The sequence below is a fragment of the Microbacterium sp. genome (genome assembly GCF_036823965.1).
GTDB lineage: Bacteria > Actinomycetota > Actinomycetes > Actinomycetales > Microbacteriaceae > Microbacterium.
In genome coordinates this window covers 502,043-517,708 of record NZ_DAITBE010000001.1, presented here as the reverse complement: position 1 = coordinate 517,708, position 15,666 = coordinate 502,043, and the positions used below count along the sequence as shown (strand labels likewise).

Below are 15,666 nucleotides of genomic sequence, written 5' to 3'. Positions count from 1 at the left end.
CTGTTCACCCGATCGATCGAGAGGCACCGCATGACCGTCGACTCCACGCGCTTCGTCACCCGGGCCGTCCACGCCGGGCGGGTCCGCGAGACGGCCGCAGCGCGCGCCACCCCGATCTATCTGACCGCCGGGTTCGAGTTCGAGGACTTCGACCATGCCGCCGATCACTTCGGCACCGGCACCGGCTTCGGGTACACGCGCACCGGCAACCCCACCGTCCGCGCTGTCGAGCGGCAGCTCGCCGCGCTCGAGTCGGGCGCGGACGCGGTGCTGGTGGCGAGCGGACAGGCCGCGGTCGTGACCGCATTCCTCACGGTCGCCGGTGCCGGCGATCACATCGTCAGCTCGACGCACATCTACGAGGGCACGCGCGGACTCCTGCTCGACAACCTGGCACGACTCGGCATCGAGGCGACGTTCGTCGACGACATCGCAGACCCCGAGGCGTGGCGAGCGGAGATCCGTCCCAACACCCGTGCGCTGTTCGGTGAGTCGATCGCGAACGCCCGCAACGACATCTTCGACATCGCTGCGATCAGTGCCGTCGCCGACGAGGCGGCGATCCCGCTGATCGTCGACAACACGCTCGCCACGCCCTATCTCGTCCGCCCGATCGAGCACGGTGCGGCGATCGTCGTCCACTCTGCCTCGAAGTTCCTCGCCGGTCATGGGTCGGTGCTGGGCGGCGTGCTGATCGACGACGGGCGCTTCGACGCCGCGCGCGCCGGTCACAACGCCCCGCATCTGGTGCTCCCCGGCCGCGGCGGCCAGCCCAGCGTCGCATCGCGCCACGGCGGCAACGCCCGCATCGCCTACGCCCGCGAATCCGTCGCGCCGCGGTTCGGCGCGTCGCCGTCGCCGCTCAACGCCTTCCTGATCGGGCAGGGCACCGAGACGCTCGGCCTGCGCGTCGAGCGCCAGTCGCGCAACGCGCTCGAGATCGCACGCTGGCTGGAGAGCCAGGAAGCGGTCGAGAGCGTCGACTACGTCGGGCTGCCATCGCACCCGGATCATGCCAAGGCGCAGCACTACCTCGGCGGCGGCTCCGGATCGATCTTCACATTCACGCTGCGCGACGGGCTGCCCGCAGCGCGGCGCTTCGTCGAGGGGGTCCAGGTGTTCACGCACATGACGCACATCGGCGACGTGCGCTCGCTCGTGCTGCACCCCGGCACGACCAGCCACGCGCAGCGCACCGACGAGGAGCGCGAGGTCCTCGGCATCCGCCCCGGCACCCTCCGCCTGTCGATCGGCATCGAAGACGTCGACGATCTGATCGGCGACCTCGCCCAGGTGCTGCAGGCGGTCGAGGAGGTCGTCGCGTGAGTCGGCCGCAGCACTTCGGCTGGTTCCTCGCACGCGGCTTCGGCCCTCAGGGCTGGGGCTACCCGTCGCTCGACTGGGACTACGACTGGACCAGGCCCGAGATCTACCAGGAGGCTGCCCGCACGCTCGAGCAGGCCGGCTTCGATCTCGTCATCATCGAGGACAGCCCATCGCTCGGCTCGCCTGAGACGATCGACCTGCGAGTCCGGCATGCCTTCGGCGGCCCCAAGCACGACCCGCTGCTGCTCGCCCCGTATCTCTTCCAGGCGACGACGCACCTCGGCGTCGTACCGACCGTGAACCCGGCAGCATCGCTGCCGTTCACCTCGGCTCGCCAGTTCTCGACGCTGCAGCACCTGAGCGGGCACCGTCTCGGCCTCAACGTCGTGACCGACACCGGCAGCGCGCGGCACTTCTCCGATGCGCCGCCGCTCGGGCACGACGCCGCCTACGACCGCGCGGCCGAATGGCTCGACGGCATCCGCTCCCTCTGGCGCAGCTGGGACGACGGGGCGCTCGTGCTCGACCGAGACACGGATGTGTACGCCGACGGCTCGAAACTGCGCGCGGTGCGGCACCGCGGCGAGCACTACGCGTTCGAGGGCCCGCTCAATGCGCTGCCGTTCACCGACGGCGAGCCCGCGATCATCTCCCCCGGCGGCTCCGGACGCGGACTCGGCTTCGCCGGCGCGAACTCCGACGTGCAGCTCGCGCTCGCGCCGCTGCACGAGGCATCCGTTCGCGCGTACCGGGCAAAGATCCACGACGCCGCGATCGCAGCAGGGCGGCGCCCGGAGGACATCAAGATCCTCTTCGCGATCCAGCCGGTGATCACCGGCTCCGCCGAGGAGGCGGACCGGATCGTCGCGGCATCCGCCCACCCTGACGAGGCCGCCCTCGTGCAGATCGCGCGGAAGCAGTCCAGCGATCTCGAGACCGATCTCACGTCGCTCGACCTCGACGCGCCGCTCGATCTGTCGATCTTCGGCGAGCATGTCTCGCGCGGAAGCATCCAGCGTCTGATCGGCGACCGCGGCGAGGATGCACCACTGCGTGCGCACCTCGCGGCGCTCGTCCGCGCGGGTCGCATCAACGATCGCAGCGGCTTCGTCGGCACGGCGGAGGAGTTCGCCGACCTCATCGAGGAGCTGGGCGACTGGGGCAACGACGGTGTGCTGCTCTGGGGGGACTTCCACCCGGTGACGCTGCACCGCACGCTCGACGAGCTCGTGCCGGTCCTGCGGCGCCGTGGCATCCTCCGTCGCGAGTACGTCGACGGCGGGCTGCAGGCGAACCTGCGCGCGTTCTGACCGGCCGCTGCGGGCCGGGCGCTACCAGCCCATGGAGCCGGGCACGCCCTTGAACGGTCCGACGACGGACGACGTGACCCACCCGCCGTAGAAGCCGCCAGGCTGCGGAACGACCACTTCTCCGCCGACCGTGCACTCGTCCATGTGCTGCGCATACACGGCGACCCGGTCGGCGAGCGTCTCGAAGCCGGGAGACGGATCCGGATAGTTCCACGCCGCGCCCTCGCGCACGGTGCCACCGCTGCGCACATCGAAGTAGCGCGCGGCGCCCTTGAACTCGCAGAACGAGGTGCCTGGGGAATCCGCGAGCGCGCCATCGACGAAATCGGCGATCGGGACGTAGTAGACCGGAGGGTGGCTCGTCTCGAGCACCCGCACCGCGTTGCGGGTATCGGCGATCAGCGCGCCGCCGAGGCGGATGGTGACCCGCTCAGGCACCTGCTCGACCCGCGGGGGTCTCGGATAGTCCCACACGGATTCCTGACCTGGAGCGGGGGCGACTGGGGTCGGTCTGCGCATCTGTTCACTGTACGTCTCTCGGTGTTGACTGGGCTCATGATCGTGCTCCCGATGTTCCCGCTCGGCTCGGTGCTCCTGCCGCACACTCCGCTTCCGCTGCGCGTGTTCGAGCCGCGATACCTCACCATGATCGGGCGGCTGCTCGACGAGGACGATGCGGATTTCGGCGTCGTGCTCATCGAGCGCGGCCACGAGGTCGGTGGCGGCGACCGGCGCAGCAGCGTCGGCACGATGGCCCGCTTGATCAGCGTCGCCGCCGACGCCGAGGTGCTGCACGTCGTTGCGGTCGGTACCGAGCGCTTCACGGTCGAGCAGTGGCTGGACGATGATCCCTACGCCCGCGCCGAGGTCACTCCGCTGCCCGAACTCGAGTGGGACGACGCACTCTCCCCACTGCGCACCGAAGCGGAGGCGATCGTGCGGCGCACGCTCGCGCGCGCACCGGACGCGCGGTGGGATGCCGACACCGAGCTCTCCGACGCCCCGATCGCCGCGGCGTGGCAGCTCGCCGCGATCGCTCCGCTCGGCGAGTACGACAGGTACACCCTGCTGCGGTCGACCACGGCCGGCGGGCTGCTCCGTCAGGTGATCGATCTCACGCTCGAGGCGGAGCTGCTGTGGTCAGCCGAGTGAGATGCCGCTGACGCATCGCCAGGAACAGCGGAAACATGCACGCAAACGCCGTCACTCCCGCCAGCACCACGTAGAGCCAGCCGCGTCGCATCCCGAGCCGTCTCGCCTCGACGATGATGAACACGCTGCCGGCGATCGCCACGACCAGGAGATCGACCGTGATGGACGACACCGCGGGGCCACTGCCGAGCAGGTCGCCGATGAAGTCCGTCATCTGCGTGATCGCCAAGACGTTGAACGTCCACGTGCCGATGAGCCCGGCCACTGCCAGCACGAGGTAGACGAGAGCCAGGGGCGTCCAATGACGAGTCATGGCGCCATGATCTCACTCGGTGATCGAAACCTTCTTCGCCGCGCGCTTCTCCCGCGAGGACGCGATCAGGCTCGCGATCGTCGCACCCGCCATCGCGACCACGATCACGGTGAGGGAGAGCCAGATGGGGATGTCCGGCGCCCACTCGATGTGCTCGCCGCCGTTGATGAACGGCAGCTCGTTCTCGTGCATCGCGTGCAGGATCAGCTTGATGCCGATGAAGCCGAGAATGACGGCGATGCCGTAGTGCAGGTAACGGAGGCGGTCGAGCAGATCGCCCAGCAGGAAGTACAGCTGGCGGAGCCCCATCAACGCGAAGATGTTGGCCGTGAAGACCAGGAAGCTGTTCTGCGTGATGCTGAAGATCGCGGGGATCGAGTCGATCGCGAACATCAGGTCGGTCACGCCGATCGCGACGAAGACGATCACCATCGGGGTCCAGATGCGCTTGCCGTCGACCATCGTGCGGATCTTGTTGCCGTCGTACTCGTCGCTGATGTCGATGCGGCGGCGGAGCAGGCGGACGATGAAGTTCTCGCGCTGCACCTCGCCGTCGTGGTCGCCCTCCGGCATCGCCTGACGGATCGCGGTGTAGATCAGGAACGCGCCGAAGATGTAGAAGATCGGCGAGAAGTTCTCGATGATCGTGACGCCGAGCATGATGAACAGGCCGCGCAGCACCAGGGCGATGATGATGCCGACCATCAGCACCATCTGCTGCAGTCGTCGCGGCACCGCGAACTGCGCCATGATCAGCACGAAGACGAAGAGGTTGTCGATCGAGAGGCTGTACTCCAGCGCCCACCCGGTGAGGAATTCCCCCGCGAACCGTCCGCCAGCGAAGACCGCGAGCAACCCGGCGAAGACGAGCGCCAGGCCGACGTAGAACGCGACCCAGAGCGTCGACTCCTTGGTCGAGGGGATGTGCGGGCGCAGACGCACCAGCATCAGGTCGCCGATGAGGATGAGGACGAGGACGACGAGGGAGCCGACTTCGAACCAGACGGGGATGTTCACGCGCGCACTGCGCCTTTCGGGAGGGGTCGACGATTCCCGAGAGTCTCTCCCCCGCACACGATGTGCGTCGCGCGCCCGGAGCAGCGATGGCGGTGCTCGTGATGACGTTACGCGCGGATTCGGGATACTCCCCCTCGCGAGGACCATGCTAGCGCCTGCGAGGCGCACCGGATCGCAGATCGAGTCTGAGACGATGAGGCATCCATCGACACTTCCATGGTGAGAGACACCGAACGGAAACAGGATGCCAGCGCAGACGAGTGATCAGAAGTGGGCGGCACAGGCCGCGGCAGGCGACGAGAGCGCCTTCCGCGAGCTGTACCGCGCGCATGTCCGTCCGGTCTACTGGATCGCCAACGGCATCCTCGCGTCGCCCGCCGACGCCGAGGATGTGACCCAGGAGACCTTCGTGGTGGCGTGGCGCAAGCTTCCGGGCTTCGCGCTGCAGAGCGATTCGATCCTGCCGTGGCTGGCGACGATCTGCCGCTTCCAGGCGGCGAATCGACTCCGGCAGCGGCGACGCGACCAGGCGAACACCACCGACGCACTCGACGACCAGCTGCCCGACACGGTCAGCGTCGAGGAGCAGGTGATCACGGCTGCCCTCGCCGCACGTATCGCGGCAGAGGTCGGCACCCTGAGCGAGCTCGACCGGGAGATCTTCCGCCTGTGCGCGTCGGAGGGATACGCCTACCAGGCGGCCGCCGAAGAGCTCGGGGTCAGCCACGCGGTCGTCCGGAACCGTCTCTCACGAGTGCGCACCCAGTTGCGGGGCGCCGTCAAGGAAGTGAGAGACGCATGAACGACCAGCCCGAGTTCGACGAACTCCCCGCGCTGTCGGACGAGACCATCGCCCGCATCGAGAACGCGGTGTTCTCCGACATCGCCGAGGAACGCGCCCCGGTCGCCGTCGCGACGACCCGCTCCCGCGCCCGCCGTCGTCGGTGGTTGACCGGCGCTGGCATCGCTGCGGCCTTCGCGATCGGCGTCGTCGTGACGCCCCCGATCCTCGGCGCGGTCGGCGGCGGATCCGTCATGAGCACGGCCGACGGCAGCTCCTCGGCGACCTCCGGTGGATCGCTGCCGGAGTCGGTTGCTGATGCGCCGGACCGCAGCGCCGATGTCGCCCCAGGCGACGTCTCGAGCGACAGCAGCGGTCTCACTCTGGCCGGCGGAGAGGCAGCGGATGCCGGACGCGACATCATCGCGACGGCGAATGCGACGCTCCAGGTGAAGGACATCGTGAAAGCCGCCGACGCGATCACCGCGGTCGCCGAGCAGCACGGCGGCTACGTCGAGAGCACGGAGGTCGGCAAGGCGCTCGCGCTGGACGACACCTCGGCCCCGGCACCGACGGATTCCGGATACGGCTGGATCAGCATCCGGGTGCCGTCTGCCGATCTCCCCGACGTGATCGCCGAGCTCGCCGACTCCGGCGACGTGCTGTCGTCGTCGATCTCACGGCAGGACGTGACCTCCGTCGCCGTCGATCTGCGTGCTCGGGTCGACGCGACCAGGGCATCGGTCGATCGCCTGACCCAGCTGATGGCGCAGTCCGGCAGCGTCTCCGAGCTGATCGAGGCCGAGGTCGCGCTGACCGACCGCCAGGCCCAGCTCGAATCGTACGAGCAGCAGCTCGCGTCGATCGACGATCAGGTCGCGATGTCGTCGCTCTCGGTGCAGCTCACTCGCACTGACACGACCGTGACGGCCGACCCCGCCGGCTTCGGCGACGGTCTGCTCGCCGGATGGAACGGACTCGTCGTCTCGCTCAACGCACTGGTGATCGCGGTCGGGTTCGTCCTTCCGTGGGCCGGCATCGCAGCGATCGTGGTGCTGGTGGTCTGGCTGATCCGTCGCGGCATCCGTGCCCGTCGCGCACCCGCGAAGGAGCATGCCGCTGCCCCCGCCGACTGAGACCGTCGGCGCAGAAGGCCGCTCCCGTCAGCAGACGGGAGCGGCCTTCGCTGCGTTCGCCGCGCGGTGCGCTCGCGCAGACTCCCGGAGACGACGAAAGCCCCCGGAGAACCGGGGGCTTTCGTGTGTTGTGTGACCCCAGCGGGATTCGAACCCGCGTTACCGCCGTGAGAGGGCAGCGTACTAGGCCGCTATACGATGGGGCCGTCTGGCGGAACGTTTCCGTCCCGCGACAACCGTTCAAGTATGCCACGGGGATTCTTGCTGCGCCAAATCGAGGCCGCAGGTGCGCGGCGCCCGGGCGTGGCGCACCCGGAATGGTTTGCCGAGCGGGCCGAGAAGGAGTTGACTCGTCACATGCGCGTCACCAAGTTCGAACATGCCGCCCTCCGCATCGACGAGGGAAACGAGACCCTGCTGATCGACCCGGGGTCCTTCACGACTCCGCACGATGACCTCGGTGGGGTCGTCGGGGTCGTCCTCACGCACGAGCATCCCGATCACTGGACGCCCGAGCACCTCGATCGCATCCTGCGCGCCGCGCCGGGGACGCCGATCTTCGGTCCAGCCGGCGTGGCCAGCGCCGCATCCGGCTACGAGATCACCGTGGTCGCCCCTGGCGACACCGTGGAGGTCGGCGGCTTCACGCTCCGTTTCTTCGGCGGCACCCATGAGATCATCCACTCCTCGATCCCGACGATCGAGAATGTGGGCGTGCTCGTGAACGAGAAGCTCTACTACCCCGGCGATTCCTACGCTGTCCCGGAGGGCGTCGCGGTCGACACGCTCGCCGCGCCGCTCGGCGCTCCCTGGCTGAAGGTGGGTGACGCGATCGACTACGTGCTCGCGGTCGCACCGCGCCGGGCCTTCGGCACGCATGACATGACGCTCTCGGTCGCTGGCAAGACCATGCACCGTCAGCGGCTGCAGTGGGCGACCGAGCAGGGTGGCGGCGAGTTCTTCGTGCTCGAGCCCGGCGACGCGCTCGACGTCTGATGGTCGGGCCGCGCCGGCTGCTCCCCGAGTCGACGCCGCGCCTGCGGTTCCGCGAGATGACCCTCGACGATCTCGACGAGATGGCAGCGTTGCTCGGCGACCCGCAGGTGATGGCGTACTACCCCGCGCCGAAGACGCGGGACGAGAGCCTCGACTGGATCATGCGCATGCAGGCACGCTATGCCGAGCACGGCCACGGCCTGTGGGTCATCGAGACGCATGAGGGCGAGTTCGTCGGCGACTGCGGACTCACCTGGCAGTCGGTCAACGGCGTGCCGGTGCTCGAGGTCGGCTACCACGTCCGCGCAGGCCGGCAGCGTCAGGGGCTCGCGACCGAGGCGGCGATCGCCTGCCGTGAACTCGCACGCGCCGAGTTCGCCCCGACGCTGCTGACCGCGATCATCCACCCGGAGAACATCGCCTCCCGCACCGTCGCCGAACACCTCGGCATGACGCATATCGACGATGACCGCGCGCATCCGTGGATCGTGCGCACGGTCATGGGCATGCGGCTCGGACCCGCTGCAACGGCCTGAATCGGCCGCGCAGCTCCCAGCGCTCAGCTCCCTGCGTACCGTGCGCGCACCCTGAGCTCGCGCTCGAGGTGATCTCGCTGCTCGATCACGATGCGCCGCAGCGCGGCCGGAGCAGTCTCGTTCTCGGCCAGCCAGGCATCCACCAGCGCAGTCGAGTCGGTCGAGGGGAAGAGCCCGATCACGAGACGCTTCGCGAGCTCGATGCTTCGCGCGCCCCAGACCGTGCCGATCCGGTCGAAGTACTCGGCGTCGAAGCGCTCGATCAGATCGCGACGCCCACCGGCACGGAAGCCCGCGATCTCTGCATCCAGGTGATCGTTGCTCAGCGAGAGATCGGTCCAGGCTGCCTCCCACGCCGCGCGGCGGACGTCCGGCTGCGGCCGAGAGGCCAGTGCTCGCCGAGCCGCAGTGCGGCCGGTGCCGGTCTCGTCTCGAGCCAGTTCAGCGGCGATCTCGTCGGCGCCGGCGTGACCGGTCGTGACGAGCGCCGTCAGCAGTTGCCAGCGCAGATCGGGATCGACCGTCAGCCCCTCCGGAACCCGGCCATCCCACAGCGCTCGGACATCCGCCGCGCGCACATCATCGGCGGCCGACGCAGCTGCGAAGGAACGTGCCCACGACAGCTGGGCGTCGCTCCCGGCTTCCGCTCCCTGCAGGGCACTCCACGACGCCTCGGTCCATTCGCGCAGCTCGTGCGGACGCCGAGCGTCATCGACGAAGTGGCGCACCGCGTACGCCGCGTTGGCCAGCACTCCCGTGAGCAGTCCGATGTTGGGCTCGTGCGGTGCATGCGTCCGCACGACCGCGAGGTAGCGAACCGGGTCGAGCTCGCCGTCCCTCGTCGCATTCCAGAGCGACGACCAGACGAGCGCGCGGGCGAGCGGCTCATCGATCGCCGACAGCGACGCCTCGACGGTCTCCAGGGACCGCTCGTCGAGCCGCGCCTTCGCGTAGGTGAGGTCGTCGTCGTTCACGAGCACGAGCGGCGCATCCGCCAGCTCGACGGGCGTCTGCTCCTCGGAGATGTCGAGCGCGACCTGCTCCCGACGGACCAGCCGGTCCCCCGCCCAGTCGTACAGGCCGATCCGCAGCCGATGCGGCCGAGCATCCGTCTGCATCAGCGCCCGCCCGCCTCCGTCGGTCGACCCGAGCCAGAGCGTCGACATCCCGGTCGTCTCCAGCCAGGCAGCCGACCAGTCGCGCATGTCGCGTCCGGAGACCGCACTGAGCTGCGCGAGCAGATCGTCGAGCGTCGTGTTGCCGAAGGCATGCGCTGCGAAGTAGCGTCGGGCGCCCTCGAAGAACGCGTCCTCGCCGACGAAGGCGACGAGCTGCTTCAGCACCGATGCGCCCTTCGCGTACGTGATGCCGTCGAAGTTCAGCTTCGCGGCTTCGAGGTCGGTGATGTCGGCGACGATCGGATGCGTCGTCGGCAACTGGTCCTGCTGATACGCCCACGCCTTGCGGCTCGCGGCGAACTTCACCCAGGCGTCCGTGAAGCGAGTCGAGGCCGCCGAGGCGTGCGCTCCCATGTAGTCGGCGAACGACTCCTTGAGCCACAGGTCGTCCCACCAGCGCATCGTCACGAGGTCGCCGAACCACATGTGCGCCATCTCGTGCAGGATCGTGTTCGCCCGAGCCGCGCGCTGGGCATCGGTCGCGGCGCCGCGCGACAGGTAGGCCTCGGTGAAGGTGACGAGGCCGGGGTTCTCCATCGCGCCGAGGTTGTACTCCGGTACGAAGATCTGGTCGTACTTGCCCCACGGGTACGGGTAGGCGAAGACGTCGGTGAAGAAGTCGAGGCCCTGGCGTGTGATCTCGAGGATCTCGTCCGACTCCAGATGCTGTGCGAGCGAGCGACGGGCGAACACGCCGAGCGCGATCCGCTGCTCGCCTCGAGTCCATGCACCGTCGACCCGGGCGTACGGTCCAGCCGCGACGGCGGTGATGTAGCTCGAGATCGGGAGCGTCGGAGCGAACTCGACGCGTTGCACGCCGACGCCGCGGTCGGTGTGCATCGGAGCCTGGTTGGAGAGCACCTCCCAATCTGCTGGAGCGTGCACCACGAACGTGTAGGCAGCCTTGATGTCCGGCTGCTCGAAGCACGCCATCACGCGGCGCGAGTCCGCAGGCTCGTACTGCGTGTAGAGGTAGGTCTCGCCGTCAGCCGGGTCGTGGAACCGGTGCAGCCCCTCGCCGGAGCGGCTGTAGGCGCCGATCGCTTCGATCACGACGGTGTTCGATGCTTCGAGCCCGGTGAGCCGGATGCGCGCGCCGTCGTACCGGACGTCCTGCGGCGCACCGTTGACGGTCACGCTGCGGACCTCTTCCCCGATGAAGTCCAGCCACGTCTCCGGTGCCGTCGCATCGAAGTCGAGGGTCGTCGTCGTCGCGAAGCCGGTACGGGCCTGTTCGGGCGCTCCCGTGAGATCGAGTTCGACACGGATGCTGCGCGCGGTGATCGCGGCGGATCGCGCAGCGGTCTCCTCGCGGGTGAGGTTGGCGGTGTCCATGCATCCATCCTGTCATCCGGCCTGCACCTGGCCGACTTCGCCGTGTTGCGGAATGCAACACACAGGCGTAGCGTTGCATAAAGCAACAGGAGGTCGGACATGGACGCAGACGCACGCGATCAGCACAGCGCGACGGTGCTCCGCTCACTCGTCGCGATCTCCCGTCGAGGGCTCGCCGACGCCCGATTCGGCGACGCGCCGCTCTCGGTCACCGACCAGTCGATCGTGATGGCGATCGCCGAGCAGCCGGGCATCCGCTCGATCGACATCGCCAGGATGTTCCGCCTGAACAGATCGACGGTGTCACGGCAGCTCGCCACGCTCACCTCGCTCGGCATCGTCCGCGAAGCTCCCGCCGAGTCCGGCCGCGGGCGGCCGCTCGAACTCACCGACGCAGGAGCCGCCGCCTATCGCGGCACGCTCGCGTCACTCCAGCAGATCATCGACGCGCACCTCGAGCCGTGGACGGACGACGAGGTCGCCCGCTTCGCGCACGACCTCGAGCGCTTCGATCACAGCACCGACCTGTCCTGACCGGGCATCTCGGCACACCGCAGAACCCGACCCACAAGGTCACCAGAGAAGGAAGAGCAATGAAGAACATCACCGTCCTCGGCACCGGCGTCCTCGGATCGCAGATCGCGTTCCAGACCGCCTTCCACGGCTTCGACGTCGTGGCCTACGACATCGACCAGCCTGCGCTGGATCGCGCCGCGGAGCGCTTCACCGGGCTCGCCGCACGGTATGAGGCTGACAGCGTCGAGGGTGCAGCGGACGGCGGCGCGACCGCCGCGATCGGGCGCATCCGCCTGACCGCTGATCTGGCCGACGCCGTCGCAGCCGCCGATCTCGTGATCGAGGCCGTGCCCGAGAACCTCGAGCTGAAGCAGGGCATCTACCGCACGATCGGCGAGGCCGCTCCCGCGACCACCGTGTTCGCGACGAACTCCTCCACGCTCCTGCCGAGCGCCCTGGCCGAGTCGACGGGCCGTCCCGACCGCTTCCTCGCGCTGCACTTCGCGAACGAGATCTGGTCGCACAACACCGCCGAGGTCATGGGCACCGAAGCGACCGACCCCGATGTCTACGCCGCGGTCGTCGAATTCGCCCGTTCGATCGGAATGGTGCCGATCGAGATCAAGAAGGAGAAGGCAGGCTACCTGCTGAACTCGCTCCTGGTGCCCTTCCTGCAGGCGGCCGGCGAGCTGATCGTCGACGGCATCGCAGAGCCCGAGGCGATCGACGCGACCTGGCGGATCGGCACCGGCGCACCGGCCGGCCCGTTCGAGATCTACGACATCGTCGGCCTCACCACGGCGTACAACATCTCACGGATGGGCGACGCGAAGCAGCAGGCGTTCGCCGACCTCATCAAGGAGCGCTACATCGACCAGGGCAAGCTGGGCGTCGCGACCGGCGAGGGCTTCTACACCTACCCGCGGAGCAACTGAGCCACGCGCACGTCGACTGAGGCGGCCGTTCACGGAGGCGTGACGGCCGCTTGGTCGTGTACGGGGGCCAGGCGGTGGCCGAGCTCGAGGGAGAGGGCGTCTGCAGCAGCGCCTCTGGCTTCGGCCTCCTCTCCACGGCCTCGCGCGAGTGCGATCATGGCGAGGATGCGGTCGCTGCGGGCGACCTCGGCGCGGTCCCCCGTGGCCTCGGCAGTCCCCCGTGCCTCCATGGCGTGCCGTTCGGCCGCGCGCAGGGCGTCCTGGTCCGCGTCGGAGCCCACCGCGAGCAGCAGGATCTCGGCCAGCGAGTTGGCCGCCTCGGTCGCGATCAACGGTGAGCCTGCTCGTTCGGCTGCCCGCAGTGCGCCCTCCGCCGCCGCCAGCGCTGCCGAACACCGGCCAGCTCGGGCGTCGATCCGCGCCCCGAGCAGGATGAGGTCGGCCTCGGTCCCGTACTCCGCGCCGTACCGCGAACGGTCGAGTGCATCTCCGATCCACTGCAGCGCACGCGCGTCGTCTCCCCTGGCTTCGGCGACCAACGCCATGGTCCGTCGTACATAGGGCAGAGAGCGGCCGCCGGATCCCTCGAGCAATTCCTCCAACTCGCGCTCAGCATCCTCGAGGCGTCCGACTGCGAGCAGCAGCAGCGCACGATTCCCGCGCACGATGGTGATGTTCAGTTCATCGCCCGCGGCCGACGCGATCACCAGCGCCTCGGCATACTCGCGCTCGGCCTCCGGATATCTCGCGAGGATCCGCAGGGTGTCGGCATGATTGCCTGTCGCCCGTCCCTCGACGACGCGGTCGCCGGCCGCACGGGCGTGCTCGATCGATCGCCCGTACGAGTCCAGCGCCTCGTCGAGGTGACTCATCCAGCGCTGGACGTTGCCGATCTGGTTCCAGGTGCGAGCAAGCGCGGCACCCTCCGCGATCCGGCGCACGCGGTGCAGCGTCACGAGCGCCTCATCGAAGCGTCCCAGCTTCTCCGCGCACTGGGCGATGCCGAGCGCGATGTCCGGCACCAGATCCAGTCCGGCGCCGCGGGCGGCGAGGTCGTGCAGCCGCATCGACTCGTTCCACAGCGACCACCGGACCAGCGCGGGATGGGCGGCGATCGCCAGCTGCTCGACGAGCGCATCCAGCCCGTGCTCATGAGCTGCGCGTGCGACCGCGAGCACGGTGCTCGTCTCAGCGGCCGCGTAGTCGTCGTCCGTGGTGATCGCCTCGAGCACAGCGGCGCCCAGTCGTGCCACGAACGCTCGTCTGCTCGATGAGGGTCGCAGCGCTCGGGAGCGCTCGGCCGCGAATGCGAAGACCGTGGCGTGCATCTGCACGTGGCCGTCCTGCTGCTCGACGAGGTGCCGTGCTCGAAGCCGTGCAAGTCGCTGGACCGTCTGATCGCCGCCGGCGACGCGCAGCACGCGCTCGTCGAGTTCGCGGTCGATCAGGGCGAGGTCTGCCAGCAGTTCCGCCTCGTCAACCGGCAGTGATCGCGTGGCCGCCTCGAGCACCGGGCGGATTCGCGCATCCCTGGGCTCCTGCTCGAAGCGGGAGGCGAGGTCGTCGAAGGTCCATCCGGGGTGCTCGTGCACGATGCCCGCAAGCATCGCCAGGTCCAGCGGGAGTCCGGCGGCCACCGTCACGATGCGATCGATCGCTGCAGCAGGCACCTGGGCACTCGCAGCGGCGACGCCCTCGCTCGAGGGGGTCAGGAGATGCACCAGCAGCCTGCGCGCGTCGGCCGCGTCGAGCGGAGCGACAGGAACGTGCGCCGCTGATATTCCACTCCCGCGCAGCTGCGATGCCAAGGCGGCGAGATCGCGTCGTGAGGTGACGAGGTAGCGCACGCCAGGGACGATCAGCGGCAGCAGCCGTGCGGCAGAGCCGGCGTCCTCCAGGACGACCGTCCGGTCCCGAGCCTCCGTCAGCAGACGTTCGCGCAGTCGCGAGAGTTCGTAGGGCAGCGAGCGGTGTCCGAGCGCGCCCAGCATCCGACGAAGCACGTCCACCGGATCTGCCGCGGGGCGGTCGGCGTCCGACGCCCGCAGATCGACCGCGAGCACGGGCTCGTGCGGCGCAAGCGCCGTGGCCAACGTGGTCTTTCCGACGCCAGGCAGCCCGGTGAGCAGGATGACGTCAGCGGCCGGGAGGCTCTGGATCAGCGCCTCCCGTCCGATGGCCGCGTCGTCCCGGTGCCGCACCGTGAGCGAGACCTCGATGTGCACGCCGGAGCGCTGGCCGTTCAGCGTCCGAGCCAGCTCCCGCCAGCTCCTCACGTCGTCGGGAACAGCCCCGAGGACCGTCGCGATGTCACCGATGAGCTGGTCGTCGACGCGGCGTCGCCCTGGTCGGAAGCAGTCGTAGACCGTGACCTTGGCCGGCTCTTCACCGCCGCGCAGCCGACCGATCCGGCGGGCGATCTCCGCATACGAGGGGGCACCGGCTGCAGAACGCAGGATGCCGAGCGCGGCGCACAGCTCATCGAGGGTGCGCGCATCGGGCATGACTCGAGCCTAGGACAGCCGAGTCGCTGCTCGGTCACGAGACGTTCGGACTCGTTCGGACTCGCACGGAGCGGGCCGCTCGGCTCCTAGGCTCGCCACGCTGCGGGCGATGCGCGCCCGCTCGAACGAAAGAGACTCGATGACCACCCGTGCAGAGATCACCGCCAGACTCGACGACTTCGCCTTCCAGAAGGTGAACTTCGGCGGGTTCCTGATGAACAAGCGGGCGAAGAACTCGCACGCGCTCTGGACGCGGAACAGCGACAAGGGGGTGACCGAGCTCAGCATCCTCGCGACGCGCGACTATGGCGACAACAACGTCTACGACGTGGCTGCGTTCACGCTCGACGGTTCGGTGCCGGCCGAGGTGCTGGCGGAGCTGGCGCCGCAGGCTGAGGCCCTCGCGGATCGCATCAACCTCCGCGAGCACGGCTACGTGTATTCCTGCCTCGAGCCGTGGGACGGCGGTGGCAGCATCTGGATCTCGAAGAAGCCCGAGTTCCGCGCGCTCAGCCGCCTCGATCAGGGCATCCACGTCATCCCGATCCAGCGCCTGTACGGCGAACCACGCTGGCTGTCGTGGGTTCGCGAGAACGGGCAGCTCAACATCGCCATCGTCTACAAGCCCTGA

The 15,666-nt window shown here is 69.0% G+C and carries 15 protein-coding genes and 1 tRNA gene; 10 read left to right on the top strand and 6 right to left on the bottom strand.

Annotated elements, in window-relative coordinates:
• The first annotated feature begins 30 nt into the window (after positions 1-30).
• Together V7Z82_RS02475 and V7Z82_RS02470 are read left to right on the top strand one after the other, a co-directional pair.
• Positions 31-1,326: an O-acetylhomoserine aminocarboxypropyltransferase/cysteine synthase family protein gene (locus V7Z82_RS02475; RefSeq protein ID WP_334147639.1), complete on the top strand. Its 1,296-nt coding sequence runs from the start codon at positions 31-33 to the stop codon at positions 1,324-1,326.
• A complete protein-coding gene (locus V7Z82_RS02470; RefSeq protein WP_334147638.1) occupies positions 1,323-2,636 on the top strand; it encodes an LLM class flavin-dependent oxidoreductase in 1,314 nt (437 codons plus the stop codon). The genes V7Z82_RS02475 and V7Z82_RS02470 overlap by 4 nt, the downstream gene beginning before the upstream one ends.
• Before the next feature lie 21 nt (positions 2,637-2,657).
• On the opposite strand, the gene V7Z82_RS02465 is transcribed toward V7Z82_RS02470, so the two are convergent.
• Complete coding sequence (locus V7Z82_RS02465) at positions 2,658-3,155, bottom strand: DUF427 domain-containing protein (RefSeq protein WP_334147636.1); 498 nt, start codon at positions 3,153-3,155, stop codon at positions 2,658-2,660.
• 36 nt (positions 3,156-3,191) lie between these two features.
• Between V7Z82_RS02465 and V7Z82_RS02460 the strand changes: the two genes are divergently transcribed.
• A complete protein-coding gene (locus V7Z82_RS02460) occupies positions 3,192-3,788 on the top strand; it encodes an LON peptidase substrate-binding domain-containing protein (protein WP_334147634.1) in 597 nt (198 codons plus the stop codon).
• On the opposite strand, the gene V7Z82_RS02455 is transcribed toward V7Z82_RS02460, so the two are convergent.
• On the bottom strand, positions 3,751-4,101 hold the full coding sequence (locus tag V7Z82_RS02455) for a DUF2834 domain-containing protein (RefSeq protein WP_334147632.1): 351 nt from the start codon (positions 4,099-4,101) through the stop codon (positions 3,751-3,753). The two genes, V7Z82_RS02460 and V7Z82_RS02455, sit on opposite strands and share 38 nt — an antisense overlap.
• A gap of 12 nt (positions 4,102-4,113) precedes the next feature.
• Positions 4,114-5,118, bottom strand: coding sequence for a TerC/Alx family metal homeostasis membrane protein (locus tag V7Z82_RS02450; protein WP_334147630.1), 1,005 nt, complete (start codon positions 5,116-5,118; stop codon positions 4,114-4,116).
• A gap of 244 nt (positions 5,119-5,362) precedes the next feature.
• On the opposite strand from V7Z82_RS02450, the gene V7Z82_RS02445 reads away from it, so the two are divergent.
• Both V7Z82_RS02445 and V7Z82_RS02440 read left to right on the top strand, forming a co-directional pair.
• On the top strand, positions 5,363-5,920 hold the full coding sequence (locus V7Z82_RS02445) for an RNA polymerase sigma factor (protein WP_334147628.1): 558 nt from the start codon (positions 5,363-5,365) through the stop codon (positions 5,918-5,920).
• Positions 5,917-7,035 carry a DUF4349 domain-containing protein gene (locus tag V7Z82_RS02440; protein WP_334147626.1) on the top strand — a complete coding sequence of 373 codons (1,119 nt, stop codon included), beginning with the start codon at positions 5,917-5,919 and terminating at the stop codon, positions 7,033-7,035. Before V7Z82_RS02445 ends, V7Z82_RS02440 begins: the two co-directional genes overlap by 4 nt.
• 133 nt (positions 7,036-7,168) lie before the next feature.
• On the opposite strand, the gene V7Z82_RS02435 is transcribed toward V7Z82_RS02440, so the two are convergent.
• A tRNA-Glu gene (locus V7Z82_RS02435) sits at positions 7,169-7,241 on the bottom strand.
• Between the two features lie 151 nt (positions 7,242-7,392).
• Between V7Z82_RS02435 and V7Z82_RS02430 the strand changes: the two genes are divergently transcribed.
• Both V7Z82_RS02430 and V7Z82_RS02425 read left to right on the top strand, forming a co-directional pair.
• On the top strand, positions 7,393-8,031 hold the full coding sequence (locus V7Z82_RS02430; protein WP_334147624.1) for an MBL fold metallo-hydrolase: 639 nt from the start codon (positions 7,393-7,395) through the stop codon (positions 8,029-8,031).
• Positions 8,031-8,567 (top strand): GNAT family N-acetyltransferase, encoded by a 537-nt coding sequence (locus tag V7Z82_RS02425; protein WP_334147622.1) that lies wholly within the window; start codon positions 8,031-8,033, stop codon positions 8,565-8,567. Before V7Z82_RS02430 ends, V7Z82_RS02425 begins: the two co-directional genes overlap by 1 nt.
• Positions 8,568-8,590: 23 nt before the next feature.
• Here the strand turns inward: V7Z82_RS02425 and pepN are convergent, their stop codons facing one another.
• A complete protein-coding gene (pepN, locus tag V7Z82_RS02420) occupies positions 8,591-11,080 on the bottom strand; it encodes an aminopeptidase N (RefSeq protein ID WP_334147620.1) in 2,490 nt (829 codons plus the stop codon).
• A gap of 99 nt (positions 11,081-11,179) precedes the next feature.
• Here pepN and V7Z82_RS02415 point away from each other — a divergent pair, with 99 nt between their 5' ends.
• Both V7Z82_RS02415 and V7Z82_RS02410 read left to right on the top strand, forming a co-directional pair.
• The gene (locus V7Z82_RS02415) at positions 11,180-11,614 is read left to right on the top strand and encodes a MarR family winged helix-turn-helix transcriptional regulator (RefSeq protein WP_334147618.1); all 435 of its coding nucleotides are present in this window, start codon (positions 11,180-11,182) and stop codon (positions 11,612-11,614) included.
• Between the two features lie 59 nt (positions 11,615-11,673).
• Positions 11,674-12,531 (top strand): 3-hydroxyacyl-CoA dehydrogenase, encoded by an 858-nt coding sequence (locus V7Z82_RS02410; RefSeq protein ID WP_334147616.1) that lies wholly within the window; start codon positions 11,674-11,676, stop codon positions 12,529-12,531.
• 29 nt (positions 12,532-12,560) lie between these two features.
• On the opposite strand, the gene V7Z82_RS02405 is transcribed toward V7Z82_RS02410, so the two are convergent.
• The gene (locus V7Z82_RS02405) at positions 12,561-15,035 is read right to left on the bottom strand and encodes a tetratricopeptide repeat protein (protein ID WP_334147613.1); all 2,475 of its coding nucleotides are present in this window, start codon (positions 15,033-15,035) and stop codon (positions 12,561-12,563) included.
• A gap of 139 nt (positions 15,036-15,174) precedes the next feature.
• On the opposite strand from V7Z82_RS02405, the gene V7Z82_RS02400 reads away from it, so the two are divergent.
• The gene (locus tag V7Z82_RS02400; RefSeq protein WP_334147611.1) at positions 15,175-15,666 is read left to right on the top strand and encodes a hypothetical protein; all 492 of its coding nucleotides are present in this window, start codon (positions 15,175-15,177) and stop codon (positions 15,664-15,666) included.